The sequence below is a fragment of the Bradyrhizobium sp. S69 genome (assembly GCF_009766005.1).
Lineage (GTDB): Bacteria > Pseudomonadota > Alphaproteobacteria > Rhizobiales > Xanthobacteraceae > Bradyrhizobium.
In genome coordinates this window covers 301,668-327,014 of sequence record NZ_LMUK01000024.1, presented here as the reverse complement: position 1 = coordinate 327,014, position 25,347 = coordinate 301,668, and the positions used below count along the sequence as shown (strand labels likewise).

At 62.3% G+C, this 25,347-nt stretch carries 24 protein-coding genes; 17 read left to right on the top strand and 7 right to left on the bottom strand.

Features of this window, described 5'->3' with window-relative positions:
- Positions 1 to 23 precede the first annotated feature (23 nt).
- Positions 24 to 701, bottom strand: a complete 678-nt coding sequence (locus tag GSQ88_RS09270) for a glutathione S-transferase family protein (protein ID WP_159007310.1) — start codon at positions 699 to 701, stop codon at positions 24 to 26.
- 1 nt (position 702) lies between these two features.
- On the bottom strand, positions 703 to 1,443 hold the full coding sequence (locus tag GSQ88_RS09265; RefSeq protein ID WP_159007308.1) for an SDR family NAD(P)-dependent oxidoreductase: 741 nt from the start codon (positions 1,441 to 1,443) through the stop codon (positions 703 to 705).
- A 302-nt stretch (positions 1,444 to 1,745) separates the two neighbouring features.
- Between GSQ88_RS09265 and GSQ88_RS09260 the strand changes: the two genes are divergently transcribed.
- The 10 genes from GSQ88_RS09260 (at position 1,746) to GSQ88_RS09215 (ending at position 12,167) form a co-directional block, all read left to right on the top strand.
- Positions 1,746 to 2,483, top strand: a complete 738-nt coding sequence (locus GSQ88_RS09260; RefSeq protein ID WP_159007306.1) for an SDR family oxidoreductase — start codon at positions 1,746 to 1,748, stop codon at positions 2,481 to 2,483.
- Positions 2,484 to 2,495: 12 nt separating this feature from the next.
- The gene (locus GSQ88_RS09255) at positions 2,496 to 3,677 is read left to right on the top strand and encodes an acyl-CoA dehydrogenase family protein (RefSeq protein WP_159007304.1); all 1,182 of its coding nucleotides are present in this window, start codon (positions 2,496 to 2,498) and stop codon (positions 3,675 to 3,677) included.
- Positions 3,678 to 3,699: 22 nt separating this feature from the next.
- On the top strand, positions 3,700 to 4,830 hold the full coding sequence (locus GSQ88_RS09250) for an acyl-CoA dehydrogenase family protein (protein WP_159007302.1): 1,131 nt from the start codon (positions 3,700 to 3,702) through the stop codon (positions 4,828 to 4,830).
- A 37-nt stretch (positions 4,831 to 4,867) separates the two neighbouring features.
- Positions 4,868 to 6,052 carry an acetyl-CoA C-acyltransferase gene (locus GSQ88_RS09245; RefSeq protein ID WP_159007300.1) on the top strand — a complete coding sequence of 395 codons (1,185 nt, stop codon included), beginning with the start codon at positions 4,868 to 4,870 and terminating at the stop codon, positions 6,050 to 6,052.
- 128 nt (positions 6,053 to 6,180) lie between these two features.
- Positions 6,181 to 7,191, top strand: a complete 1,011-nt coding sequence (locus tag GSQ88_RS09240) for an NAD(P)H-dependent flavin oxidoreductase (RefSeq protein ID WP_159007298.1) — start codon at positions 6,181 to 6,183, stop codon at positions 7,189 to 7,191.
- A 60-nt stretch (positions 7,192 to 7,251) separates the two neighbouring features.
- Positions 7,252 to 8,025, top strand: a complete 774-nt coding sequence (locus GSQ88_RS09235) for an enoyl-CoA hydratase (RefSeq protein ID WP_159007296.1) — start codon at positions 7,252 to 7,254, stop codon at positions 8,023 to 8,025.
- A 930-nt stretch (positions 8,026 to 8,955) separates the two neighbouring features.
- Positions 8,956 to 9,552 (top strand): cytochrome b, encoded by a 597-nt coding sequence (locus GSQ88_RS09230; RefSeq protein ID WP_246735164.1) that lies wholly within the window; start codon positions 8,956 to 8,958, stop codon positions 9,550 to 9,552.
- A 31-nt stretch (positions 9,553 to 9,583) separates the two neighbouring features.
- A complete protein-coding gene (locus GSQ88_RS09225; RefSeq protein ID WP_159007294.1) occupies positions 9,584 to 10,354 on the top strand; it encodes a 5-oxoprolinase subunit PxpA in 771 nt (256 codons plus the stop codon).
- Positions 10,354 to 11,106, top strand: a complete 753-nt coding sequence (locus GSQ88_RS09220) for a 5-oxoprolinase subunit B family protein (protein ID WP_159007381.1) — start codon at positions 10,354 to 10,356, stop codon at positions 11,104 to 11,106. The genes GSQ88_RS09225 and GSQ88_RS09220 overlap by 1 nt, the downstream gene beginning before the upstream one ends.
- Positions 11,103 to 12,167, top strand: a complete 1,065-nt coding sequence (locus GSQ88_RS09215) for a 5-oxoprolinase subunit C family protein (protein ID WP_159007292.1) — start codon at positions 11,103 to 11,105, stop codon at positions 12,165 to 12,167. The genes GSQ88_RS09220 and GSQ88_RS09215 overlap by 4 nt, the downstream gene beginning before the upstream one ends.
- A gap of 27 nt (positions 12,168 to 12,194) precedes the next feature.
- On the opposite strand, the gene GSQ88_RS09210 is transcribed toward GSQ88_RS09215, so the two are convergent.
- Both GSQ88_RS09210 and GSQ88_RS09205 read right to left on the bottom strand, forming a co-directional pair.
- Entirely contained in the window at positions 12,195 to 13,667 is a 1,473-nt protein-coding gene (locus GSQ88_RS09210; protein WP_159007290.1) for a GH1 family beta-glucosidase, read from the bottom strand.
- A 45-nt stretch (positions 13,668 to 13,712) separates the two neighbouring features.
- Entirely contained in the window at positions 13,713 to 14,657 is a 945-nt protein-coding gene (locus GSQ88_RS09205) for a glycoside hydrolase family 16 protein (protein ID WP_159007379.1), read from the bottom strand.
- Positions 14,658 to 14,958: 301 nt separating this feature from the next.
- Here GSQ88_RS09205 and GSQ88_RS09200 point away from each other — a divergent pair, with 301 nt between their 5' ends.
- From GSQ88_RS09200 to GSQ88_RS09185, 4 genes are all read left to right on the top strand, one after another.
- Positions 14,959 to 16,497 (top strand): Do family serine endopeptidase, encoded by a 1,539-nt coding sequence (locus GSQ88_RS09200; RefSeq protein ID WP_159007288.1) that lies wholly within the window; start codon positions 14,959 to 14,961, stop codon positions 16,495 to 16,497.
- A 101-nt stretch (positions 16,498 to 16,598) separates the two neighbouring features.
- Positions 16,599 to 17,453 carry an SDR family oxidoreductase gene (locus tag GSQ88_RS09195; protein ID WP_159007286.1) on the top strand — a complete coding sequence of 285 codons (855 nt, stop codon included), beginning with the start codon at positions 16,599 to 16,601 and terminating at the stop codon, positions 17,451 to 17,453.
- 144 nt (positions 17,454 to 17,597) lie between these two features.
- Positions 17,598 to 18,023, top strand: coding sequence for a hypothetical protein (locus GSQ88_RS09190; protein WP_159007284.1), 426 nt, complete (start codon positions 17,598 to 17,600; stop codon positions 18,021 to 18,023).
- A gap of 156 nt (positions 18,024 to 18,179) precedes the next feature.
- Positions 18,180 to 18,998, top strand: a complete 819-nt coding sequence (locus GSQ88_RS09185; protein ID WP_159007282.1) for an aldo/keto reductase — start codon at positions 18,180 to 18,182, stop codon at positions 18,996 to 18,998.
- A gap of 58 nt (positions 18,999 to 19,056) precedes the next feature.
- On the opposite strand, the gene GSQ88_RS34925 is transcribed toward GSQ88_RS09185, so the two are convergent.
- Both GSQ88_RS34925 and GSQ88_RS09180 read right to left on the bottom strand, forming a co-directional pair.
- Positions 19,057 to 19,230, bottom strand: a complete 174-nt coding sequence (locus GSQ88_RS34925) for a hypothetical protein (protein ID WP_174247958.1) — start codon at positions 19,228 to 19,230, stop codon at positions 19,057 to 19,059.
- Positions 19,231 to 19,401: 171 nt separating this feature from the next.
- Positions 19,402 to 20,649, bottom strand: a complete 1,248-nt coding sequence (locus GSQ88_RS09180) for an aminotransferase-like domain-containing protein (protein WP_159007280.1) — start codon at positions 20,647 to 20,649, stop codon at positions 19,402 to 19,404.
- Between the two features lie 156 nt (positions 20,650 to 20,805).
- On the opposite strand from GSQ88_RS09180, the gene ribB reads away from it, so the two are divergent.
- From ribB to GSQ88_RS09165, 3 genes are all read left to right on the top strand, one after another.
- Positions 20,806 to 21,885 (top strand): 3,4-dihydroxy-2-butanone-4-phosphate synthase, encoded by a 1,080-nt coding sequence (gene ribB / locus GSQ88_RS09175; protein ID WP_159007278.1) that lies wholly within the window; start codon positions 20,806 to 20,808, stop codon positions 21,883 to 21,885.
- Positions 21,886 to 22,016: 131 nt separating this feature from the next.
- Complete coding sequence (locus GSQ88_RS09170) at positions 22,017 to 23,231, top strand: acyl-CoA dehydrogenase (protein ID WP_159007276.1); 1,215 nt, start codon at positions 22,017 to 22,019, stop codon at positions 23,229 to 23,231.
- Positions 23,232 to 23,432: 201 nt separating this feature from the next.
- Positions 23,433 to 24,359 carry an MBL fold metallo-hydrolase gene (locus GSQ88_RS09165; RefSeq protein ID WP_159007274.1) on the top strand — a complete coding sequence of 309 codons (927 nt, stop codon included), beginning with the start codon at positions 23,433 to 23,435 and terminating at the stop codon, positions 24,357 to 24,359.
- 60 nt (positions 24,360 to 24,419) lie between these two features.
- On the opposite strand, the gene GSQ88_RS09160 is transcribed toward GSQ88_RS09165, so the two are convergent.
- Positions 24,420 to 25,271: a DUF1499 domain-containing protein gene (locus tag GSQ88_RS09160; RefSeq protein WP_159007272.1), complete on the bottom strand. Its 852-nt coding sequence runs from the start codon at positions 25,269 to 25,271 to the stop codon at positions 24,420 to 24,422.
- Positions 25,272 to 25,347: the final 76 nt, after the last annotated feature.

Below are 25,347 nucleotides of genomic sequence, written 5' to 3'. Positions count from 1 at the left end.
CCGAAAATCCCAAGCCTTAAATCTCAAACCTTGGCTTGCACCGGCACGATCGGCGCAAGCGGCACGTTCGCTGCGGTTCCGCGTTGATAGGCTTCGCGCTGGTGGATGCGTTCGAGATAAGGCTGCGCGACGTCACAGATTCCGACGCCGTAGGCGATCGCCCAATCGAGACAGGTCGTGAGCAGGATATCCGCGCTGGTGAAATGATCGCCCATCAAATAGGTCCGATCATCGCGCAAGGCTTTTTCGACGTGCCGCAATTGCTCCCGGAAATATTCGCCGGCCTTGGCGACGACTTCCGGCGCGATGCCATAGATCGGTCCGAGCGCGTTGGCGCTGTGCCGCCGCATCACGTACAGGCTGGTGGAGTCGAGTTCGGTGACGATGAAGAAGCACCATTCGAGCCAGGCCGCATAGTCGCGTTGCGCCGTCGGTATCAGCGCGCGATCCGGGCTTGAATAGGTGCTCGACAGATAGGCCACGATCGCCGCACTTTCGCCGATGCAGAAATCGCCGTCCTGCAACAGCGGCACCTTCTGGCGCGGATTAAGCGCGGTGTATTCCTCGGTCTTGGTCTCGCCGGTGCGGGGGCCGATCGGTTTGACCTTGTAGGGCAGGCCGAGTTCGAACATGGCCCAATGCGGACGCACCGTGCGGCTGGTGCCGACGCCCCATAAAGTGAGATCCGGTGTGCCAGTCATCTCACCATTTCTCCCCGGCGGGGCGCAGGTCGAGTTCGTGGGTCCAGCCGTCCTTGGCTTGCTGGTGCGCGAACCAATAGGCCTCCGCGATCGAATCCGTCTTGGTCAGGCTGTCCGGCGCGATATCCCTGGCCTCGACGCCGCTCGCCGCTTTCATGCGGGCGTGGATCGCCGGGCTGTCGACGCCGGCGTCGATGATCAGGTGCACGACGTGAATGTTCTTTGGCCCCAACTCGCGGGCCATGGCCTGGGCGACCGCGCGCAACCCGAATTTTGCGGAAGCAAATGCCGCAAAGCCCTTGCCGCCGCGCAGGCTCGCGGTGGCACCAGTGAACAGGATGGTGCCGTGGCCCCGCGCCGTCATCACCCGGGCCGCCTCGCGTCCGACCAGGAATCCCGCATAGCACGCCAGCTCCCAGGCCTTGAAGAACAGTTTCTCGGTGGTCTCGATCAGCGGCTTGTTGACGTTCGAGCCGGCGTTGAAGAGGCACACCTCGATCGGCCCGATCTCCTTCTCGACCTTGGCAAAGAGCTCCTGGACCTCGGATTCCTGCCGGGCGTCCACGCTGAAGGCATGGATCTTGTGGCCGGCCGACGTAAGCTCGTCGACGAGCCCCTGCGACTTGGCGCCATCGCGCCTGCCAATACAAACGGTGTAGCCGCCCTTGGCAAAACGTCGCGCCACCGCGGCGCCGATCGCGTCGCCGGCGCCCACCAGCATAGCCACCTTCTGCGCTTCCATCTGAATCTTCCCTATAAGTTCTTATTTAGAACGTTATGATTAAGCCCCGGCGCTTTGATTGTAAATCGGTTTCTTGTCGAAAATCCCTCAAGACGCTGTGTCATGCATGGCATGAGAAAATCTCCTCCATGCCGATGCAACGATCCCGATTGACGAGTTCTAAAAAAGAACGTTTAATTCGATCCGTCGATGCACCCGGTCTTCCGGGGGGCATCACGGACAACAAGACTGACGGATAACAAGCAGGACGGTGCCGGCCGTATGGGCCGCCGATCCCGCATTCAGAGGATGAGGAGACGCGCGTGCAGAAGAGAAACGCGACCGTGGCCGTGATCGGCGCCGGCGACTTTATCGGCGGCGAGATCGCAAAGAAGTTCGCCTCCGAGGGGTTCACGGTGTTCGCGGGCCGCCGCAATGGCGCCAAGCTGGACCCGCTGGTGAAGTCGATCGAAGCCGCCGGCGGCGAAATCCACGCGCGTTCGCTGGATGCGCGCAAGGAAGAGGAGATCGTCTCTTTCCTGGGCGATGCCGACAAGCATGCGCCGCTCGAGGTCTGCATCTTCAACATCGGCGCCAACGTCAACTTCCCGATCCTGGATACCACCGAACGGGTGTTCCGAAAGGTCTGGGAGATGGCCTGCTATTCTGGCTTCCTGGCGAGCCGCGAGGCGGCGAAGTTGATGCTGGCTCGTGGCGGCGGCAATATCTTCTTCACCGGCGCGACCGCGAGCCTGCGTGGCGGTACCGGCTACGCGGCGTTTGCCAGCGCCAAGTTCGGCTTGCGGGCGGTGGCGCAGGCGACCGCGCGCGAGCTTGGTCCGAAAAACATCCATGTCGCGCATCTGATCATCGATTCCGGTGTCGACACCGAATGGGTGCGGCAGCGCCGGGTCGAAGCCCTGGGACCCAATGCGCTCGACAATCCGGATCTGCTGATGCCGCCATCGTCGGTCGCCGAGTCCTATTGGCTGCTCTATCAGCAGCCGAAGAGCGCCTGGACGTTCGAACTGGAAATTCGCCCGTTCGGCGAGAACTGGTGACGGGAATCCGCCATGGAGCTGCAGCTTTCCAGCGAAGATGCCGGGTTTCGGGACGAGGTGCGCGTATTTATCGCGGAAAATTACCCGGCGGAAATGCGCGTTCCAAACCCGGAGACCGACCTCTCCAAGGAGCAGATGCTGCTGTGGCATCGGATCCTTTACGACAAGGGCTGGATCGCGCCGCTGTGGCCGAAGCAATATGGCGGCCCGGGCTGGTCGATCACCCAGCGCTTCCTGTTCGAACAGGAGACCTCCCGCGCCGGAACGCTGCCGCCGCTGGCCTTCAGCGTCACCATGGTGGGGCCCGTGATCTACACCTTCGGCAACGAGGCGCAGAAGCAAAAATTCCTGCCGCGCATCCTTTCCGGCCAGGACTGGTGGTGCCAGGGCTATTCCGAGCCGGGCTCCGGCTCCGATTTGGCGTCGGTCCGCACCAAGGCGGTGCGCGAGGGCGACCACTATATCGTCAATGGTCACAAGACCTGGACCACGCTGGCCCAACACGCCGACTGGATATTTTGTCTCGTGCGCACCGATGCCGCGGCAAAACCCCAGAGCGGAATATCGTTCCTCTTGATCGACATGAAATCGCCGGGCGTCTCGGTGCGGCCGATCATTACGATCGATGGCTCCCACGAGGTGAACGACGTATTTCTTGAAAATGTCCGGGTCCCGGCCGAAAACCTGATCGGCGAGGAAAACAAAGGCTGGACCTATGCCAAGTTCCTGCTGGGCAACGAACGTACCAGCATGGCCGGGATCGGCCGCTCGATCCGCGCCCTGAACAGCCTGCGCAAGATCGTTGAGGCCGAAATCCCCACGGAAGACCCTGCGCATCTCGAATTCATCAAGGAGATCGCGCGCATCGAACTCGATGTTCTGGCACTTGAGGCCACCGAACTTCGGGTGGTGGCGCAGATGTCGCGCGGCATAGACCCCGGCGCGGCGGCGTCTTTGTTCAAGATCAGGGGCACCGAAATATTCCAGGAAATCACCGAGCTCACGCACCGGGCGATCGGAAATTACGGTCTTGCGATCCGCGAGCACCCCGTGAGCGGCAACCATTTCATGCCGGGGCCGGAATACGGGCACACCGCATCCGAGCGCTATCTGAACTCGCGCAAGCTCAGCATCTATGGCGGCTCGAACGAGATACAGCGCAACATCATCGCGAAAGCGGTTCTGGGTCTGTGATCCGGCGCGTAAGAGAGGGCGAATGGACATTCAATTGACCGAAGAGCAGGAACTGCTGCGCGCGAGCGTCCAGCGTCTATTGCGCGATCAGTATGGCTTCGATGCGCGCCGCAAGATCGTCGCGACCGAACAAGGCTGGAGCCGCAAACACTGGAATTCATTTGCCGAACTGGGATTGCTGGCAGCGCCGTTTTCCGAGGACGCGGGCGGCTTGGGCGGCGGCCCACTGGCGACGATGATCGTGATGCAGGAATTCGGTCGTCATCTGGTGGTCGAACCGTTTGTCGAGACCGTGGTGCTCTGCGGCAGCCTGATCGAACATTTCGGGTCCGACGACCAGAAGCAGCAATTCATTCCGGACATCATCGCGGGAGATTCGATCTGGGCGCTGGCATGGAGCGAGAAGGGGTCGCGATACGACCTCAACAACGTGACCGTGACCGCAAAACAAGACGGCAGCGGCTATATCCTGAACGGCGAAAAGGCCGCCGTGATCGGCGCTCCCTGGTCGGACTGGCTGATTGTCTCGGCGCGCACATCGGGCGACCGCAGCGATCGTGACGGGGTGAGCCTGTTCATCGTCGACCGCCGCACCGCCAATCTCGACCTGCAGAATTTTAGGACTATCGACGGTCGCAGCGCTGCCGAAATCAGGCTGCGCGACGTCAAGGTCGGTGCCGGCGCGCTACTTGGGACCGAAGGCAACGGCGTGTTCGCGCTGGAGCAATGCCGGGATATCGCCATCGCCGCACTCTGCGCCGAAGCGGTCGGCGCCATGGCGGAATTGAATGCGGTGACCTTGGAATACGCCAAGACCAGGAAACAGTTCGGGGCGGCGCTTGGCAGCTTTCAGGTGCTGCAACACCGGATGGTCGACATGTTCATCGCGCATCAGGAAGCCATCTCACTGATGCAGCATCTCAGCCTGAGCCTCGTGACCCGGGAGCCCGGCGGCTCGAAGCTCGCCTCCGGGGCGAAATCGAAAATCGGCTACGCCGCCAAGTTCATCGCCGAACAGGCGGTGCAGCTCCATGGCGGTATGGGCATGAGCGACGAGCTCAATGTCGGGCACTATTTCAAGCGGATATCGTCCTTCAACATCCAGTTCGGTGATCCCGCCTATCACGTCCTGCGCTATGCGCGGCATAACTGAACGTACCCGTGAGTTTACGACAGGACAGAGGTGAGAGATGATCGAAGCAGTGATCGTATCCACGGCCCGCACGGCCGTCGGCAAGGCCTATCGCGGCGCCCTCAACAATACCGAGGGACCGACCATGGCGGGTCATGTGATCGCGGAGGCGGTCAAGCGCGCCAACATTGCGCCCGACGAGGTCGAGGACGTCGTGTTGGGCTGCGCGATGCAGCAGGGCACCATGGTGATGAATGTCGCCCGCAAGGGCGCGATCCGCGCGGGACTGCCTGTTACCGTGGCGGGAACCACGATCGACCGGCAATGCGCTTCGGGTCTGCAGGCCATTGCGGTCGCGGCGCGATCGGTGATGCTGGACGGCGTCGATATCGCGATCGGTGGTGGCATCGAATCGATCAGCCTGGTGCAGAACGAACATATGAATCTGTTCCACGCCGTCGACGACGAGCTGATGGCGATGAAGTCCGAAATGTACATGTCGATGCTGGAGACCGCCGAGGTCGTTGCCGAGCGCTACAAGATCGGTCGCGATCGGCAGGACGAGTACAGCCTGGAGTGCCAGCGGCGCGTCGGCGCCGCCTTGCAAGGCGGCCGCTTCAAGGATGAGATCGTGCCCATTACGACCAGAATGGCCGTGGTGGACAAGGCGACCAAGGAAGTATCGTACAAAGAGGTGACGCTGTCGCAGGACGAGGGACCGCGCCCGGATGCCACGGCCGAAGGACTTGCCAGCATCAAGCCGGTGTTCGAGGGCAAGACCATCAGCGCCGGAAATGCCAGCCAGTTGTCCGACGGCGCATCCGCCTGCGTGGTGATGAGCGACAAAGTCGCGGCGCAAAAGGGCATCAAGCCGTTGGGCATTTTTCGCGGCTTCGTCGCCGCGGGTGTCGAGCCGGACGAGATGGGAGTCGGACCGGTGGTTGCGATACCGCGGCTTCTGAAACGGCACGGGCTGAAGATCGACGATATCGATCTGTGGGAGCTGAACGAAGCCTATGCGGTCCAGGTGATCCATTGCCGCGACAGGCTCGGCATCGATCCCGAAAAACTCAACGTCAACGGCGGCTCGATCGCAATCGGCCATCCCTATGGTATGACGGGTTCGCGGCTGACCGGCCACCTCCTGATCGAGGGACGGCGGCGCAAGGCAAAATATGGCGTGGTAACCATGTGCATCGGCGGAGGCATGGGGGCTGCGGGACTTTTCGAATTCGTCCATTGATCCACGCGGCTAGAGCGTTTTCAAGCGAAGTGGCTACCGGTTCGCGTGAAGAAAACGCGTCAAAACAAAGACCAGAGCCCCGTTCCGATTCCATCGGAACGGAAAAGGCTCTAGAGGCAGGAGCTTTCATGAAAACGGCGATCACGGAATTATTCGGTATCGAGCACCCGATCATCCAGGGCGGCATGCACTATGTGGGGTTTGCCGAGCTCGCAGCGGCGGTCTCGAGCGCCGGTGGCCTCGGCATCATCACCGGCCTCACGCAAAAGACGCCGGAGCTGTTGGCCAAGGAGATCGCGCGCTGCCGCGACATGACGAACCGGCCGTTCGGGGTCAATCTCACCTTCCTGCCGATGCTGAGCTCGCCGCCATATCCGGAATACATCGCCGCCATCAAAGAGGGCGGGGTCAAGATCGTCGAAACCGCCGGCCGCAGCCCCGAGCAATATATGCCGGCGCTCAAGGCCGCCGGCATCAAAGTCATTCACAAATGCACCTCGGTGCGGCATTCGCTGAAGGCCGAGGCGATCGGCTGTGATGCGGTCAGCGTCGATGGTTTCGAATGCGGCGGGCATCCCGGCGAAGACGACATGCCGAACATGATCCTGCTGCCGCGCGCTGCGGATGAATTGAAAATCCCGTTCGTGGCCTCGGGCGGCATGGCCGATGCGCGCAGCCTGGTCGCAGCGCTCGCGCTCGGCGCCAGCGGCATCAACATGGGAACACGCTTCATCGCCACCAAGGAGGCGCCGGTCCACGCCAACGTCAAGCAGGCCATCCTCGATGCGACCGAACTGGACACGCGGCTGGTGATGCGCGCGCTTCGCAACACCGAGCGGGTGCTGAAGAACAAGGGTGTCGACCGCTTGATCGAGATCGAGCGGGAAAAGGGCAAGGCGCTCAAGATCGAGGACATCCTCGATGAAGTCGCCGGCGTCTATCCCAAGGTGATGATCGACGGCGAGATGGATGCGGGCGCTTGGAGCTGCGGCATGGTGGTCGGATTGATCAATGACATTCCGACCGTCAAGGAACTGATCGATCGCACCATGGCGGATGCCGAAAACATCATTCGCCAGCGGCTGACTGGATTCCTGGACGGCACCGTGACTAAAACAGCGGCGCGCGCCGTCGCCTGACCCATCGCTTTCAAGATATGGCGCTCAATATAATGCTTCCACGGTCAAGGACTTGATCCGATGAATGAGCACGTCAAAGCTGAACTGATCGACGGCATCCTGGTGCTGACGCTGCAACGCCCGGAAAAGAAGAACGCGCTGACCGGCGCAATGTACGATGCGCTGTCGGATAACCTCGAACGGGCCGAAACTGATAGCGCCATCAAGGTGGTGCTGTTCCAGGGCGAAGGCGACAGTTTCACGGCCGGCAACGATCTGGCCGACTTCGCCGCGCAAGCCAACGGCAGGAACAGCGAGGACAGCCCTGCTTTCCGCTTCATCGGAAACCTCGGCAAAATGACAAAACCGCTGATCGCGGCGGTGCAGGGCAATGCGGTCGGCGTCGGAACGACGATGCTGCTGCATTGCGATCTGGTCTATCTCGCCGACAACGCGCGCCTGATTACGCCGTTCGTCAATCTGGCGCTGGTCCCTGAGGCTGCCTCAAGCTGGCTGCTGCCGACGCGCATCGGCCATGTCAGGGCCTATCAGATGTTCGCGCTGGGAGAGCCAATGGATGCGGCGACCGCGGTTGCCTGCGGCCTCGCCAACGCGGTGCTGCCGCCGGCCGAGGTAAGGCAGAAGGCGATGGCCGCCGCCGTGACCTTGACCAAGCGCCCGGCCGGCTCGCTGAGCGCGACCAAAAAGCTGATGCGCGAGCAGGAGAAAATTGCACTGAAGATGTCAGAGGAAAGCGAACTCTTCCGGCAGCGCCTGACTAGTCCGGAGGCTGCCGAAGCATTCGCCGCGTTCGCCGAGCGCCGTCCGCCGGATTTCACGAAATTGTCGAACTGAGCCGGTGCTGCCGTCATCCTGAGGTGCGAGCTCTTGCGAGCCTCGAAGGATGGCCGCGCGCACTGTGCTGAACACCATCCTTCGAGGCTCGCCGAAGACGGCGCGCTCCTCAGGATGACGCAGCATGCGTCGCATCCGAAAAATAAATCTTGACAGCATTTTGCTGATTTGCCCGTCGTGCCAATGTGTCGCAGCGGTTGCGCTTGATCGCGAAGGCAAATCAGCTTCACTTCTTGTGCCATCCCGTCCCACCAGAGGGGCGTATGCGCATTCGTCACGAAACGCGGGTCGGGGAGCGATGGACGCAAAAGCTGCGACTGACGAGCGCGGCTAGTGCGGACGGCAAAGTCGTGTGGTCCTGACGCCCCAATGGCTGGTGTCAAATTCCTAAGAAGCTCACGCTCCTTGGGAACGACGGTGACAAACAAGCCAGGTCTCGCCGGGGAGAGCACGATATAAGCCGTAACACCATTGCGCAGGGAAGGCCGGGCTGCTTCCGCTGAACCTGTATGCTCATGTGCGTTTTTTTATCTACCTTTGCACATGAGACCGCGGGTGCAGCGCGCACCCGGTCTTCCCTGCGCCCTCTCTTGAGGGTCGCCTGCGCCCTCTTCTTTTTGGGGCGAACGAATTTGCAAACCTCGGGCGCAGCGTGCCGCGAGAATGCGGAAGTGTGCTTTCTTCACCCTACCCTGGAGGGGGAGGGTGAAGTGAAGCGGATGATCTCTGACATTTCAGCCGTCATTGCGAGGAGCCCTTGCGACGAAGCAATCCACTCTTTCTTTGCGGCCCCTGGATTGCTTCGCTGGCGCTCGCAACGACGACGTTGGAGCTCGACGCCATTCTCGTCGGCGTCCGGCGTCGCTGCCGTCAGGGTATTCCCAAAACGCACTTGAGCAGGACCTCCGCTCTGTGCCAATGATCGCGGGCATGTCGGCTGCCGATCGCCAAAATATCCGCCACGATGAAATCCCGGATTCCGGCCGCCAATTCAACTATGACGGCGCCCAGAGGGGCTTTCACTGGACGATGGCGGTCTTCATCATCGTTGCGATGATGCTCGGGATCTACGCCTCGTTCTTGCCGCCGGGAACTTCGCCGCGCAAGGAGCTGTTGGACATTCACAAGTCCCTTGGCATGACGGTGCTTGTGCTGGTTCCGCTCAGGCTGGCCTATCGATTTGTCGTGGGCGAACCGCCGTACCATGCAGCTCTGAGCCGACTCGTGCACCTTGGCGCCCGGCTCGGGCATTTTGGGTTGTATGGTTTGATGCTCGCAGTGCCGATATCAGGATATATCTACTCGGCCGCGGGCGGTTATTCGTTGCCCTGGTTTGGCCTTTTCTCCTGGCCGCGGTTGCTTGCCCGCAACGAGGCGCTGGCCCGGTTTGGCGAAGACATTCATTTTTGGGTCGGCTGGAGCTTTGTTGCTCTGCTTTGCACGCATCTTGCAGCGGTGGCTTGGCACGTCTTCGCCAAACGGGATGAGGTCATGAGCCGCATGCTGCCGCGGAAGCAGCGCAGGTAATGAGCGCCAATCGCGCAAGCAAGGAGCAGCGATGCCGTATGTCGATTTGAATTCCGATCTTGGCGAAGGTTTTGGCACCTATCGCTGTGGTGACGATGAGGCCATGCTCGCCATCGTCACCTCGGCCAACGTCGCCTGCGGTCTGCATGCGGGCGACCCTGAAATCATGGCGCGGACGTTCACCATTGCCCGCGAGCGCGGCGTCGCCGTCGGCGCCCATCCCGGATTTCCCGATCTGTGGGGTTTTGGCCGCCGTCGTCTGCCGTTCTCGACCGGCGAGATCGAAAGACTGATCGCCTACCAAATTGGCGCCGCCACGGCGCTGGCGGCCTATGCCGGTCACCGCATCAGCTATGTGAAGACCCACGGCGCGCTGGGTAACATCGCCTGCGAGGAGCGCGACGTCGCCGATGCGGTGGTGCGCGCGGTGAGGGCTGTCGATCGCAATCTTCCTCTGCTGGGTATCGCGCTGACCGAACTGGTCGCAGCCGGCGATGCCTTGGGGCTCGAGGTGATCCAGGAAATCTATGCCGATCGCGGTTACACCGAAACCGGGCAGTTGATCCCGCGCGGCCAGCCCGGCGCGATGATCGAAGGCGCGGAGGAGGCGGCGGCGCGGGTGCTCGCGATGGTCGAGGCTGGTGCTGTGATCACCGCAAGTGGAAAACATCTGCCGACGCCGATCCGCTCGGTCTGCGTCCATGGCGATTCCAGCCACGCGGTCGCAACCGCCAGCCGCGTTCGCGGGGTGTTGGAGCAGGCCGGGGTTACGCTCAGGCCATTCGTATCAAGCGGAAAATGATGCCGCACGTCGCAGCGGACCCAGCGATCGCGCCGGCGGTCCCGCGCTTTCTGAACGCCGGTGAAACCGCACTGGTGGTCGAATTCGGCGAGACCGTCGATCCCGCCATCAACGATCGGGTGCTGGCGCTCGATGCCGCGCTGCGCGCCGATCCTCCGGCGGGAACACGGGAGTTCGTGCCGACCTATCGCTCCCTGATGATTCATTATGATCCCTTGCAGATCGACCGGCAGACGCTGGTCGGCCTCGTCCACAAGGCGCTGGCTGTGCCCGCGGCACGGACCGCGCTGGCTGCCAACTGGATCATCCCGTGTTGCTATGATTCCGGGTTCGGCGAGGACATCGAGGAGGTGGCGCAACTGCTGAAAATAACGCCAGGCGATCTGATTGCCCGGCACACGGCGGCGACCTATCGCATCTATATGTACGGCTTTGCGCCCGGCCAGATCTATCTCGGTGGCCTGCCCGAGGCGCTCGCTATTTCCAGGCGTCCGGCGCCGCGGCCTCCGCATCAGCCCGGCGCGGTACTGATCGGCGGCGGCCTCTGCGTGATCACCAACTTTGCGATGCCGACCGGCTGGTATGTCATCGGGCGCACGCCCGAGCGTCTCTATGCCGTCGCCAGGGCTGACGCTTTCCTGTTCCAGGCCGGCGACAATCTGCGATTCGAGGCCATCGACGCTGCGACATTTCTGGCGCTGGAGCAGCGCGTGGCAAGCGGCGAGATCGTTGCCCGCAAGAGCGCCGCATGAGCAGTGTGCCCGCGCAGGCAGCCCTTCGCGTGCTTTCGGCCGGGCCCGGCGTCACGCTGCAGGATGCCGGCCGCCACGGATATCTGCGCTATGGCGTCACCGCGGCGGGGCCGATGGACCCGCTGGCTTACGCAACAGCCAATCTTGCCGCCGGCAATGCCGCAGGTTCGACCGCGATCGAAATCTCATTAGGCGGCATCGAGCTTACCGCCGAAGCCGAACCGCTGGCCGTTGCGCTCGCCGGCGGCGATTTCGCCATCAGTCTTGATGCGCGCGTGCTGCCACGATCGTCGCTTTGGGCCGCCATGGTCCTGACCATCGAGCCCGGCGCCGTGCTGAACATCCGCGCCGGACAAAGCGGCGCCTGGTGTTACCTCGCCGTCGCGGGGCGTCTGGTGGTGCCGCAACTGCTCGGCTCCAACGCCACCCACACGCGGACCGGCTTTGGCGGCGTCGATGGCCGCGCGATCCGCACCGGCGACCGTTTATCCGTCGAGCCGTCCCGCAGCTCGACGCTGTCCTTCGGTGCGATCGCGGCGCCCTGGCTCGATCGGCCGCCCGAAATCATTCGCGTCGTGCTCGGTCCGCAGGACGACTATTTCAGCGCCGAGCAGATCGCGGCGTTTCTCGAGGGGCCCTGGCGCGTCTCCATCAAGGCCGATCGCATGGCCTATTTTCTCGACGGGCCGCGCCTGACCCACGCCAAAGGCTACAACATCGTCTCCGACGGGATCGCGATGGGCGCGATCCAGGTGCCGGGAGACGGTCGTCCGATCGTCCTGATGGCCGATCGTCAATCGACCGGCGGTTATCCAAAGATCGCAACCGTGATCGGCCCCGACCTCGGCAGGCTGGCCCAGGCGCGGCCGGGAACGGCTTTCAGGTTCGAGGCGGTGTCGATTGCCGAAGCGGTGGCGGCGCGGCGCGAAGAGGCCGCCGCTCTGGCGCGCGACCTCGTCGTCGATCCCTTGGTGCGGACGCAGTTCTCATCCGAATTCCTGCTCGGCCTCAATTTGATCGACGGCGTCGTCAACCCGATCGAACACGTCAAGATCGCTTGACGGGAATCGGGTTGGTTCGCCGCGTGCTCAAGCCCCGATCGCATTGCGCGCGATGACGTCATGGTAGAACGACACGCTGAGTTTCGGGATCCGTTGCTGCGTCTCGAAGTCGACGCGGTACAGCCCGAAGCGCTGTTCGAAGCCGAATACCCACTCGAAATTGTCCATCAGGCTCCACAGGAAATAACCGCGAACCGGCACGCCCTCGGATGTCGCGCGCTGCAACTGCGTCAGATAGTTGCGCAAGTACATGATACGGTCGAGATCGTACACCTTGCCGTCGGCGGACACCTTGTCTTCGGAGGCTGTGCCGTTCTCGCTGATATAGATGGTCTCGACATTCCAGATCTTTGCCACGATCCGCGGCACCCAATAGGCGGTCTCGGGCCCGACCCTGAGCCAGTCGGACTTCATGTGCGGAAACGAAGACGGGAAAGGCAGCACGTCGAAGCTCGGCGCGCCATCCTTGGCGACCACGTAAAATTGCGGCGCGTAGATGTTCACACCGACGAAATCGATCGGCGAACCGATGATCTTCAGCTCGTCGGAGGTGAATTTGGGAGCGTCCTTGCCGGCATATTCCAGATACCCGTCGGTGTATTTGCCTTCCAGCACCACGCCCATGAAGCCCGCATTCAATTCGCGCGTCGCGATCTCGGTGGCGCGAATGTTCTCCGGCGTGTCGATCGCCGGCACGCAGGCCGCGATATTCTCGGCGAACCCGACTTTGGTGCCGGCGCGCCCGTGGGCCCGGATCGCCTGCACGGCGAGGCCGTGGCCGAGCGCGACGTGGTGCCGTGCCTGATTCAGCTCGGCGGTCGGCAGCTTGAGCCCGGGAGCATCGATGCCCCATCCGTAACCGAAATTCAGGAACCTTCCGACTTCGTTGACCGTAAAGAAGTTCTTGACCCGGTCGCTCAAGCGCTCCGCGACATGCCCTGCGTAATTCCCGAACGCCCGCGAGGTCTCGCTGGACTGCCATCCGCCGATTTTGTCCTGCAGCGACTGCGGCAAATCCCAATGATACAGCGTCGCGAACGGCTCGATGCCGTTGCTCAGGAGTTCGTCGACCAGGCGGTCATAAAAGTCGAGGCCTTTGGGATTTGGTGCGCCGTCGCCGTCCGGAAAAACCCGCGGCCATGCGATCGAAAACCGGTAGGTCTTGGCTCCCAGCGCCTTGATCAGGCCGACGTCTTCCTTGTAGCGATGATAGTGATCGTTGGCACGGTCGGCGTTGCTGTGATCCGAAATCTTGCCCGGCACACGGGTAAAAGTATCCCAGATCGACGGGCCCCTTCCGTCCTCATGGACGGCGCCCTCGATCTGGTAGGCCGAGGTGGCCGTGCCCCACAGGAAGCCTTCGGGGAATTTGGCCGCGGCATGCCGGTCGATGGCCGGTTTGGCCCCGTCGTCCGCCGACTTCGCCGGCGCCGTGGTCATTGCAAGCGCCGAAAGGCCGGCCAGGCGGGCAAATTGCCGACGCGAGAACTCACCGAACATTGCCTGCCCCCGTCAGCTTTCTGGATATCGATCCGAGCACACGGATTAATTCGGGTCAATTTGATAGACGGTAACCCTGTCGATCTCGAAGGCGACCGTGTCAGGGGATTCGCCGTCGACAAATCCGACGCCCTGGAAATTCTTCGCGCCCATTGCAAGGTTCACAATCATGTACATCGGGTCGTCGAAGCCGACCGGGACCTTGATTTCCGACACCGGCCGCCGGTCGATCATGTAGATGATGCGGTCCGGTTGCCACAGCACGCCATAGTCGTGAAAATTAACCGACGCGTCCGGGCGCAGGAAGTCCATGCCGCAGGATTCCACGGAGCCCGCGGGCCTGGTCCGCCAATGCGTCGTCATCACGAGGTCGCCGGGCTCCTGCCCGCGGCCTTCCATGACGTCGATTTCGGGAGGCCAGCCGCCATCATTGGCGAGCATCCAGAACGCCGGCCATACGCCGGTCCCGATCGGTATCTTCGAGCGGATTTCGAAATATCCGTATTTCTGCGAAAACGAATTCTGTGTGGTCAGGATGCCCGATGTGTATTCATTATTGAACAGCACCGATCTCAGTTCGGGCGGCATGCGGCTGGCGACGATCGACAGAATGCCATTTTGAACCTTGAACGGATCAAGACCGAGCGGCGTCGATCCCCGTCCGGCATAGCGTGGATCGACATAGATCTGCTGTTCGCCATTGTAGGTGGTCTTGCGCTTGAAATCGGAGCCGTCTCCGCCCCAGTAGCGGGCTTCCGGCCACGCGGCGCCGCCGGCATAATGAGGCTCCCACTTGCCATGCGCCAGGGGATGCTCGTCGAAATCATCATGGAAGGTCCGGTGCAAGGACACAGTTGCGACGGGATCGGACGGTCCGATGCGGCGGCATAATTCGTCGAACGCATCGTTGGTCGCCGTCAGCGAGAGCTGCCCAGGCGCCGCCTTGAGGTCGCTTCGCAGGTCCTCTCCCGCAACCGCCGGCGCCAGCATGAGGAAGAAACAGATGAGAATCAAAAGTCTCGGTGTCAATTTGTTGAACCTCGGTTCGCAGGGAGCCGACAGGAACGTTCCAGGCGTATTGTACGATGAAAAAATGCTCCGTTAAAGATCGTTCATGCGAAGGCATGCGGTGGTTGGTCGCAGAGTTCTTGCTAAATCGTAATCAGCCGAAAAGGACCACGTAATGTGACGTCGCCATGTTGAGCACAGAAATTCTCACAAGGGATTTTCAAAACGGATTCCTCGGGGACCTCCCTTGGAATTGTCCCGCGCTCAGCATCGGAGATGCAACATGAACGATCAATCGAACACCTCCCGTCCCGCACCACGAAAGATTCTGAAGCCGCGGCGCCTGGCGCTGCTCGCCTCGGTCGCCGGCCTCAGCATGGCGGTTCTCGCCATCGGCCCAAGCGGCTATCTGCCATTCAATATTCCGGCCCTGACGTCATCGGCGCAGGCAGCGGAAACCGTCCAGAACGCCGGCTTCGGCGACCTCGTCGCCAAGGTTAAGCCGGCGGTGATCTCGGTCCGTGTCAAGATTGACGGCGATGCGGAGAACAACGGCGTGACGCGGGAGAACGAGCGGATGGATTCCGATCAATCCGGTTCGCCGCTTGACCAGTTTTCGAAGGAATTCGGCTTCCCCGGCACGCGCGGCATGCCGCAGCGGCACCAGGTGATCACCGGCGAAGGCTCGGGCTTCTTCATCTCGCCTGACGGCTACGCCGTGACCAACAACCATGTGGTCGATCACGCCCAATCGGTCCAGGTCACCGCCGATGACGGCACGATCTATACCGCCAAGGTGATCGGCACCGACAAGAAGACCGACCTTGCGCTGATCAAGGTCGACGGCAACAAGAAGGACTTCTCCTATGTGAAGTTCGCGGATGCCCCGCCGCGCGTCGGTGATTGGGTGGTCGCCGTCGGCAATCCGTTCGGCCTCGGCGGTACGGTCACGGCCGGTATCGTTTCGGCCCGCGGCCGCGATATCGGCGCCGGTCCCTATGATGATTACGTCCAGATCGACGCGCCCATCAACAAGGGCAATTCCGGCGGTCCGGCGTTCGACACCAACGGCAACGTCATCGGCGTCAACACCGCGATCTTCTCGCCGTCGGGCGGATCGGTCGGCATCGGCTTCGACATTCCGGCTAGCACCGCTAAGCTCGTGGTCGCCCAGCTCAAGGACAAGGGCTATGTCACGCGCGGCTGGCTCGGCGTGCAGGTGCAGCCGGTCACCGCTGATATCGCCGACAGCCTCGGCATGAAGCAGGCGAGGGGTGCGATGGTCGACAATCCGCAGGACGGCAGTCCGGCGGCCAAGGCCGGGCTCGAGGCGGGTGACGTGATCACCGCGGTCAACGGCGCAGAGGTCAAGGATGCACGCGATCTCGCTCGCAACATCAGCACGATCGCGCCCGGAAGCTCGGTGAAGCTCGATGTCCTGCACAAGGGTGAAGCCAAGACGCTGACCCTGGCGCTCGGCGAAATGCCGAACGACCGTCAGGCCAACGCCGGCGACCAACCGTCGAAGGAACTGGCGGGCACACCCCATCTCGGCCTCCAGTTGGCGCCGGCGGGTGAGGTCGACGGTTCCGGTGACAAGGGCGTCGTGGTGGTCGCAGTCGATCCGCAAGGGCCGGCGGCGGAGCACGGCTTCCAGACCGGCGACGTCATCCTCAATGTCGGCGGCAAGACGGTCTCCAATGCCGGCGACGTGCGGGCGGCGCTCAATGCCGCCAAGCAGGGCGGCAAGAACAGCGTCCTGATGCGGGTCAAGACCGCGGATGCGACACGGTTCGTCGCGGTTCCGCTGGCGAAGGGCTGATCGGCGTTTCCGCTCGAATGGCGGGAACTGAATCGGACCTGAAAAGTAGGACAAGGCCGGGCGTGATGCCTGGCCTTGTTTTCAAGGATTGGTGCGTCCCAATGAGCTCAACAGCCACGTCCTCAAGCCAATCGACCGCGCCCGCGGTCACGGTTCATAGGCTGCTCGCCGGCCAGAAGGCGCTGGTGACCGGCGCCAATTCCGGGATCGGCAAGGCCGTCGCGATCGCGCTGGGGCAGGCCGGCGCCGATGTCGTCGTCAATTACGTCGCCGATGATGCCGCTGCCGGAGCCGTGGTTGAGGAGATCGAAAAATCCGGCTCAAAAGCCTATGCGCACCAGGCTGACGTTTCGTCGGAAGACCAGGTCGCGGCGATGTTTGCCAGGATGAAGCAGGAATTCGGCACCATCGACATTCTCGTCAGCAATGCCGGCTTGCAGCGCGACTCGGCGTTTCACGAGATGACCCTGGCGCAATGGAGCAAGGTCCTGGACGTCAATTTGACCGGGCAATTTTTATGCGCGCGCGAGGCGGTCCGCGAGTTTCTGCGCCGCGGCGTGGTGCCCTCGGTATCGAGCGCCGCCGGCAAGATCATCTGCATGAGTTCGGTGCATCAGCAAATCCCATGGGCCGGGCACGCCAATTACGCGGCGTCGAAGGGCGGCATCAAATTGCTGATGGAGAGCCTGGCGCAGGAAGTCGCGCTGAAGCGGATCCGGGTCAATGCGATCGCGCCCGGTGCGATCCGGACCCCGATCAATACCGAGGCCTGGAATACCAAGGCGGCCTACGATGAGCTGATGAAGCTGGTTCCCTATGGCCGCATTGGCGAGCCTGAGGATATCGCCCGCGCGGCGGTCTGGCTGGCCTCGGATAACTCCGACTATGTCGTGGGCACGACGCTGTTTGTCGACGGCGGCATGACGCTCTATCCGGGCTTTGCCACCGGCGGCTGAGGCATCGAATACCCCGGAATCGCGACATTCCAGGGTCGTCAGGTCGGGAGGGGGTAACCTTGCCGGCAACATCCGCTGGAATTAACCAATGCCGCTTCCTACATCAGGTGCTGTTGCATTTTTTGGTTGTTCAGGGGATTTCAGATGATCCTGAAAAATGAGTTCGGAAGAAACATTTTCACCGCCGCCGTTTGCGCCGGCCTGTTGGCGTGGGGTGGCCTTTCGGCCGCGGCCGATGACCTGCCCAATCAATATCGGCCGAGCGAATTCTTGAACCTTGACCTCTCGAAGGCCGTGCTGTCGCCGAAGCCGCTTGGGCCGCCGAGCACCTTTGCGGCGGTTCCGATCGAGGCTGATTCCGGTAGTCCGGGCGCGCAGGCGCGTGCCGAGCCGAAACCCGCTTCCGGCAGCGTCATTCGCAAAACCAGAGTGGCGGAGAAGCCGCGCGGCGCGGCGCGAACGAGGCTCGCGCGGCGGCACAGCAATCCGCTCGATGCCGAGGCGTTCGACAGGCGGATTCAGGTCTGGCCCTGCAAAACCGGCGGCATCTGCGATTGGCAGCGTCGGTAAAGCGTGCGCCGCCGACCGCCCGGTCCACGCGGTCTTGATTTGGACTGACCCCTCCGGACGGGCTATTGAAGCTGCGGTCTCGCCTATCCCCCTCAACAAGCGCCGCTCAAGCGGCCTCGCCAGCTTTAGCCCGCGCTTTCGTCTTCAGGAGCCATCATGGAATCTCTGCAAACCCAGGGCATCAGCCTGCCGCGGCTCGGGCTCGGCACCTTTCGCCTTCAAGGCGATGCCTGCCGCGCGGCGGTCGAAAGCGCGCTGGGTCTCGGCTATCGGCATATCGACACCGCGGAAATGTATGCCAATGAGGAAGCCATTGGTCCGGCCATCGCGGCGTCCGGTATCGCGCGCAAGGATCTGCACGTCACCACCAAGGTCTGGAATGAAAATCTGGCGCCCGACGCCATCCGCAAGGCATTCGACAGCAGCCTGAAAAAATTGCAGCTCGATCATGTCGATCTCTATCTCGTGCATTGGCCGTCGCCGAACATGAAGCTGCCGGCGGTGCTCGAGACGCTGATGAAGCTGAAGGAAGAGGGCCGCACCCGCGCCATCGGCGTCGCCAACTTCAACATCGCGCTGCTCAAGCAGGCGGTCGAGGAGATCAAGGCCCCGATTGCCTGCAACCAGATCGAATATCACGTGCTGCTCGATCAGACGCCGATCCGCAAATATATGGCGGGAAAATCCATTCCGCTGGTGGCCTATTGCCCGCTGGCGCAGGGCCGTGCCGCGAGCAACGAGACGCTGATGGCGATCGGCAAGAAGCACAACGCCAGCGCCGCGCAAGTGGCGCTGAAATGGCTGCTCGACCAGGACGGTGTTGCTGCGATCCCCAAAGCGTCGCGCGGGGAAAGCCAAAGGGCCAATCTCGGCGCGCTGAAGGTGAAGCTCGACGATGACGACCGCAAGGCGATCGCGGCGCTGCCAAAAGATCAGCGGTTCGTGAAGCCGGGTTTTTCACCGGTCTGGGATTGAGACCGGAAAATCAGATTAAAAAATGGCCCCGCGAGGGGCCATTTTTGCTTAAGGCTTATTAGTCGTGATGATGGTGACCATGCCGGATCACGACCATGCGGTCGTGATGCGGATGCCAGTGATCGCGATGCATCCCGCCGTGTTTGACCACGATGGTTTCGGCGCTTGCAATCGACGGCGCCGCGATGGCGATGGTGGCGAGCGCGGCAATAACGTAAGCAAACTTCTTCATGAATGTCCTCCACGGTTGTATGGGGAGCCAACGTTACGTGCCATGCAACGTTCCCAAGGAACCGCGTAGAAACCGAGGAAAATTCTGAACAGCTGTTCAGCTTGAGATTGATGCGCGCGCTTGCGAGGCGCCGTTCGCGGTGAGGTCACCGCGAGCGCTATCAAAGCGGACTCAAACGGACGTGCTGGCGTGTTTCTCGACATTGGCGCTTCGGGCGGGCACGCCGAACTCCTTGCGGCAGACTTCGGCCAGCAACGCGATGCCCTCGCGGATCTGGTCATGCGACGGGCTGGCAAAGCAGAGTCGCAACCGGCTGACGGCATAGCCCTTGTTGGTCGACCATTCCGGTCCCGGATTGATGGCGACGCCGGCGGCGAGCGCGGCCTGGTAAAGCTTCAGGGTGTCGACATTGTCGGGCAGTTTGACCCACAGAAAGATGCCGCCTTTGGGGTCGTCGAATTCGGCCGAGGTGCCGAACTGCTCGTTGAGGGCTTCCATCAGCGTGTCGAGCTTGGCGCGCAAACCGCGCGTCAGCTTTGGCACGTGCGAGGCAAAATGCGCCGCGCAATATTCCGCGAGCACCATCTGCTCCAGCGCGCCGGAGCCGGCGTCGGTCTTCAGCGCCAGCATCCGCGACAGCATGGCCCAGGGGGCTACGATGTAGCCGACCCGTAGCGCCGGCGCGATCGATTTGGAAAACGAGCCGATATGGATGACGTTGCTGGTTTCACTCATCGCATAGATCGCGGGCGGCCGTTGGCCGTCCCAGATCAGATCGGCGTAGCAATCGTCCTCGAAGACCGGCACGCCATATGCTTGCGACAGTCTCAGAAGCTCGGCGCGGCGGGCCTCGGGCAGGATGGTGCCGGTCGGGTTCTGCACGGTCGGGATGGTGTAGATGTATTTCGGCGTGATGCCGCGGCTTTTGAGGTCGGCGAGCGCTGATGCCAGGACGTCCATCCGCATGCCATCCTGGTCGAGCGGAATGCCGACCACGTTGACGCCGAGCCTGGTGAGCCGGTTCAGCGAGCCCTGATAGGTCTCTTGCTCCATGATCACGGTATCGCCGCGCGCCAGCAGCGACTGGTTGACGAGGTCGAGCGCCTGCAGCGAGCCGGAGACCACCAGAATGTCGTCGGCGGCGCAGGCGATGCTGGCGTCGCGTTTCAGCTTGGCGGCGATGAATTCGCGCAGGGGCCGATAGCCCTGCGGGCCGCTGGCGAGGCCGTAGGTGGCGAGCGTCCTGCCCTCGCGCGTGAGCACGGCGTTGACCGCATCGATCAGGCCCTCGAGCGGGAGCTGGTCGGGGTCGTTATTGCCGCCGATAAAACTGTATTTCGCAAGGCCGGTCCATCTAGCCGCGGGCGCGGGCAGGCCCGCCGGAAGCAGGGGGGCGAAATCGAATGGTGCCGAGGCCATGAACGGCGTCTCCTTTGTTATTGGTTATTATGGATATTAGCCAAGTCCGGGGCGGTTGTCTCGCGGCCCCCTTTGGAGCCGTGCTGCCTTGCGTAATCCTGCTGGCGCAGGCTTCCGAGTCCGGCTAATGCTCCTTTCCCAACAGCGAGAATTTAAATGGCCGACCCGATCCAGGACGTATTGCAAGCCTTTGCCCGTGGCGAACTCGTCGTCGTCACCGATGACGACGATCGCGAGGGTGAAGGCGATTTGATCATCGCAGCCTCGTTATGCACCGCCGATAAGATGGCATTCATCATACGACACACCTCGGGCATCGTCTGCGCGCCGATCACCACCGACGATGCGCGGCGGCTGCGGCTCGATCCGATGGTCGCGCACAATGAATCCAATCACACCACGGCTTTTACCGTATCGATCGACTACAAGCCCGACGGCGGCACCGGCATCTCGGCGGATGAACGCGCGTCCTGCTGCCGCGCGCTGGCCAACCCGAATGCCGGCGCCAATGATTTTGCGCGTCCCGGCCATGTGTTTCCGCTGATCGCGCGCGACGGCGGCGTGTTGCTGCGCTCGGGCCACACCGAGGCCGCGGTCGACCTGTGCAAGCTCTCCGGCCTGCCGCCGGTCGGCGTCATCAGCGAGTTGATGAACGATGACGGCACCGTGATGAAGGGCGAGCAGGTGTCGCGGTTCGCCGCCACCCACAAGCTCAAGCACGTCACCATTGCCGACATGATCGCCTACCGCCAGGCGCGGGAGAAACTGATCGAGCGGGTCGCAACCTTTACCACCGACAGCCCGATCGGGCCGTTGCAGGGCTATGCCTATCGTTCGCCATTCGATCCGATCGCGCATGCCGCCTTCGTCTATAACGGCATTGGCGATGGCAAGAATGTCCTGACCCGGTTGCACAAGCCCAATATCGTCAAAGATCTCTTTACCACCGGTCCTGCGCGCATGCAGGCCGTGCTTCAGCATTTCAAGAAGGCCAACCGTGGCGTGCTGGTTTATATGCGCGACGGCGCCGCCGGTGTCCCGGTAGAACCGGTTGGGCAGCCGAAATCGGCGGAAGCGGATCGTAACAAGCAGTGGCGCGAGGTCGGTGTCGGCGCGCAGATCCTGCGTGACCTCGGTGTCACCTCGATCCGGAATCTCACGTCTTCCGTGCATGACTACAAGGGATTGTCCGGTTTCGGAATCGAGATCGTCTCGAACGAGCGTCTCGAAGACTAAGCCCCAAGTCGTTCCAAGCCCCAAGTCGTTCCCGGGTAGCTCGAACGGTGCGCCAATTCAATTGCGCTTGAGCCCGTATGGCTTTAATTTGGCGAGGAATTCAGAACGGCAATGATACGAAAGGATGTTTCATGAGTGTGCGCCCTCAGTCCAAGGACAAGCCGTCGTCGGTGGCTTTCCAGTGGGACGATCCGTTCATGCTCGATGAGCAGCTCACCGAAGACGAGCGCATGATCCGCGACACCGCGCGCGCCTATGCGCAGGACAAGCTGTTGCCGCGCATCACCAAGGCCTATCTGGAAGAAAAGACCGACCGCGAAATTTTCAACGAAATGGGTGAGCTCGGCCTGATCGGCATTACGTTGCCGGAAGAATATGGCTGCGCCAATGCAAGCTACGTCGCCTACGGCCTGGTGGCGCGCGAAATCGAGCGTGTCGATTCAGGCTATCGCTCGATGAATTCCGTGCAGTCCTCGCTGGTCATGCATCCGATCTTTGCCTATGGCGATGAGAACCAGCGCAAGAAATATTTGCCCAAGCTCGCCACCGGCGAGTGGGTCGGCTGTTTCGGCCTGACCGAGCCGGACGCCGGCTCCGATCCCGGCGGCATGAAGACCCGGGCCGAGAAGACCTCCGACGGTTATCGGCTGTCCGGTTCCAAAATGTGGATATCCAACGCGCCGATCGCCGACGTGTTCGTGGTGTGGGCGAAATCCGTCGCGCACGACAACCAGATCCGCGGATTTATCCTGGAAAAAGGCATGAAGGGCCTTTCGGCGCCCAAGATCGAGGGAAAGCTTTCTCTTCGCGCGTCAGTGACCGGCGAGATCGTGATGGACAGTGTGGAGGTGCCGGAGAGCGCACTGTTGCCCAACGTGTCCGGCCTGAAGGGGCCGTTCGGCTGCCTCAACCGTGCCCGCTACGGCATCTCCTGGGGCGCGTTGGGCGCCGCGGAAGACTGCATGCATCGCGCCCGGCAATACACCCTCGATCGCAAGCAGTTCGGCCGTCCGCTGGCGGCGACCCAATTGGTGCAGAAAAAGCTCGCGGACATGCAGACCGACATCGCACTGGGCTTGCAGGCCTCGTTACGCGTCGGCCGCCTGATGGACGAGGGCAAGATGGCGCCGGAGATGATCTCCATCGTCAAGCGCAACAATTGCGGCAAGTCGCTCGACATCGCGCGGATGGCGCGCGACATGCACGGCGGCAACGGCATCCAGATCGAATACCACGTGATGCGTCACGCCGCGAATTTGGAAACCGTCAATACCTATGAAGGCGCCCACGACGTTCACGCCCTGATCCTCGGCCGCGCCATCACCGGCATTCAGGCGTTTTCGTAAGGGGCGATAGGAATTCTGGACATGGCCCCAAGTACTGGCCCCATGTACTGGCGTCATCGTCCGCGAAGGCGGACGATCCAGTATTCCAGAGCCTCTCGTGTTACCCTTGAACGTCAGTGATTACTGGATCCCCCGCCTTCGCGGGGGATGACGGCCGTACTTGTTTTGCCGGTCGCTTCACTACCTAGATGCAGGTACCCCATGGCCGATAACGACGACATTCCGTTCAATCGTAACTTTCCGCTGTCGCCGGGCGTGGCCGAGGAAGTCCGCCCCGGCGTGCGGCGGGTTCTCTGCAACAATCCGAGCCCCTTCACCTTTACCGGCACGGTGAGTTACATCGTGGGCAAGGGCAAGGTCGCGATCATCGATCCCGGGCCGGACGATGAGGCCCATGCGGCGGCGCTGCTCGATGCGGTGCGCGGGGAGACCGTGACGCACATTCTGGTCACCCACACCCACCGCGACCATTCGCCGAACACCGCGCGGATCAAGGCTGCGACCGGCGCTCCCGTTTATGCCGAAGGTCCGCATCGGGCATCGCGGCCGCGTTACGAGAGCGAGAAGCACAATCCGGAATCCGGCGCCGACCGCGACTTCAATCCCGATATCAGGGTAAGCGACGGCGAAACCATCGAGGGCGACGGCTGGGCGCTGCAGGCGGTGGCGACGCCGGGCCATACCGCCAATCATCTGGCGTTCGCCTGGCCGCAACGAAAGATCAGTTTCGTCGGCGATCACGTGATGGGCTGGTCAACCTCGATCGTGGCACCGCCGGACGGCTCGATGGTCGATTACATGGCCTCGCTGGACCGGCTGGCGGCGCGCGAGGAGGATTTGTATTTCTCCGGCCACGGACCGGAAATACCCGAAGGGCCGCGCTATGTGCGTTTCCTGACCCGGCACCGCCGGGCGCGCGAGGCCTCGATCCTGCACCGGCTCGGCAAGGGCGAATCCGACATCCCGACCATGGTGCGCGCGATCTATATCGGCATCGATCCTCGCCTGATGAACGCGGCGGGCTATTCCGTGCTGGCCCATCTGGAAGATCTGGTCGCGCGCGGAATTGTCGCGACCGATGGCGATCCGGTAATCGGTGGCAGGTACAAAATGGCGAGTGGCCAGTAGCGAATGGTGAATAGGGAAGGGCGTAAAGTCTAACCCTTCCTCTATTCGCTATTCGCCTCGCTACTTCTTCACCGTCTTCGCCGGCAGCTTCACCGGTAATTGCGGCTTCTTGGCCGGCTTGAGGTTGTCGCTGTCAACCGCGGTGTTGAGGTCATCGATCAGCTTGGCGACCCGCGCGGCGTTGCTGCCGAGATCGCCCTCGAAGTAACGCGACGACGAGCGGATATCGACCCGCGAATCCTCGCCGTCGGGGGCAACGCGGATCGAGACGTCCTCGCGAAAGCCCATGATCGGGGTCCGCGCCACCGCCTCGATATGGCCGATCTGTCGCGGCGGTTGCGGCGGCCGCTCGTCGATCACCAGCCATTTTCGCTTGTTCACCAATTGCAGCGTGATCTGATAGGCGCGTAGCACCGGCGTTTCGAGGTCCACCGGCTCGATGTCGGGATAGGCCTGCCGCTGCTGCTCGGCGGAATACAACCCGGCATAGACGGCGGTGTTGGCGCCGTCGCCGGCACGCAGGCGCGCCAGCGCGTCGAAACGCGGTGGATCGATCGGATCGGTGGTGATGTCGTGGATCGGCGGCAGCTTGCGATATTGCAGGCCGAGATAGGCCGGGTAGGCCAGCACCATCACGTCGATCACCAGCGCCAGCAGGATGCGGCTCATGCCGCGCGAGCCGTTCTGCCAGATCGCGGCAAAGGCGGCGAGGCTGACCAGGATAGACAGACCGGCGCAGGCCAGCGCGCCGAAAAACGTCGCCAGCGCCGGCTTCATTTCGAGGAAGCCGAAGCGGACGATCAGGATCGAGACCACGACCGCGACCACCGAAAACACCGCGAGATTGCGCGCCCATGAGGCGAGGCCGGACACGGGCTCCGACTGATAGGGAGCGGAAAACCTGCGGGCCATCGCGTTAATTCTGCTTGAGTGGGAACCTGGCCGGGCGAAATGCGCCGGGCTGTCAAATATGCCCGTTTGAGACCAC

Bases quoted from the DNA above. Each gene is read 5' to 3' on its own strand.
- GSQ88_RS09270 (WP_159007310.1), bottom strand. From the start codon at position 701: ATGACTGGCACACCGGATCTCACTTTATGGGGCGTCGGCACCAGCCGC.
- GSQ88_RS09265 (WP_159007308.1), bottom strand. From the start codon at position 1,443: ATGGAAGCGCAGAAGGTGGCTATGCTGGTGGGCGCCGGCGACGCGATC.
- GSQ88_RS09255 (WP_159007304.1), top strand. From the start codon at position 2,496: ATGGAGCTGCAGCTTTCCAGCGAAGATGCCGGGTTTCGGGACGAGGTG.
- GSQ88_RS09250 (WP_159007302.1), top strand. From the start codon at position 3,700: ATGGACATTCAATTGACCGAAGAGCAGGAACTGCTGCGCGCGAGCGTC.
- GSQ88_RS09245 (WP_159007300.1), top strand. From the start codon at position 4,868: ATGATCGAAGCAGTGATCGTATCCACGGCCCGCACGGCCGTCGGCAAG.
- GSQ88_RS09240 (WP_159007298.1), top strand. From the start codon at position 6,181: ATGAAAACGGCGATCACGGAATTATTCGGTATCGAGCACCCGATCATC.
- GSQ88_RS09235 (WP_159007296.1), top strand. From the start codon at position 7,252: ATGAATGAGCACGTCAAAGCTGAACTGATCGACGGCATCCTGGTGCTG.
- GSQ88_RS09230 (WP_246735164.1), top strand. From the start codon at position 8,956: ATGTCGGCTGCCGATCGCCAAAATATCCGCCACGATGAAATCCCGGAT.
- GSQ88_RS09225 (WP_159007294.1), top strand. From the start codon at position 9,584: ATGCCGTATGTCGATTTGAATTCCGATCTTGGCGAAGGTTTTGGCACC.
- GSQ88_RS09220 (WP_159007381.1), top strand. From the start codon at position 10,354: ATGCCGCACGTCGCAGCGGACCCAGCGATCGCGCCGGCGGTCCCGCGC.
- GSQ88_RS09215 (WP_159007292.1), top strand. From the start codon at position 11,103: ATGAGCAGTGTGCCCGCGCAGGCAGCCCTTCGCGTGCTTTCGGCCGGG.
- GSQ88_RS09210 (WP_159007290.1), bottom strand. From the start codon at position 13,667: ATGTTCGGTGAGTTCTCGCGTCGGCAATTTGCCCGCCTGGCCGGCCTT.
- GSQ88_RS09205 (WP_159007379.1), bottom strand. From the start codon at position 14,657: ATGCTGGCGCCGGCGGTTGCGGGAGAGGACCTGCGAAGCGACCTCAAG.
- GSQ88_RS09200 (WP_159007288.1), top strand. From the start codon at position 14,959: ATGAACGATCAATCGAACACCTCCCGTCCCGCACCACGAAAGATTCTG.
- GSQ88_RS09195 (WP_159007286.1), top strand. From the start codon at position 16,599: ATGAGCTCAACAGCCACGTCCTCAAGCCAATCGACCGCGCCCGCGGTC.
- GSQ88_RS09190 (WP_159007284.1), top strand. From the start codon at position 17,598: ATGATCCTGAAAAATGAGTTCGGAAGAAACATTTTCACCGCCGCCGTT.
- GSQ88_RS09185 (WP_159007282.1), top strand. From the start codon at position 18,180: ATGGAATCTCTGCAAACCCAGGGCATCAGCCTGCCGCGGCTCGGGCTC.
- GSQ88_RS34925 (WP_174247958.1), bottom strand. From the start codon at position 19,230: ATGAAGAAGTTTGCTTACGTTATTGCCGCGCTCGCCACCATCGCCATC.
- GSQ88_RS09180 (WP_159007280.1), bottom strand. From the start codon at position 20,649: ATGGCCTCGGCACCATTCGATTTCGCCCCCCTGCTTCCGGCGGGCCTG.
- ribB (WP_159007278.1), top strand. From the start codon at position 20,806: ATGGCCGACCCGATCCAGGACGTATTGCAAGCCTTTGCCCGTGGCGAA.
- GSQ88_RS09170 (WP_159007276.1), top strand. From the start codon at position 22,017: ATGAGTGTGCGCCCTCAGTCCAAGGACAAGCCGTCGTCGGTGGCTTTC.
- GSQ88_RS09165 (WP_159007274.1), top strand. From the start codon at position 23,433: ATGGCCGATAACGACGACATTCCGTTCAATCGTAACTTTCCGCTGTCG.
- GSQ88_RS09160 (WP_159007272.1), bottom strand. From the start codon at position 25,271: ATGGCCCGCAGGTTTTCCGCTCCCTATCAGTCGGAGCCCGTGTCCGGC.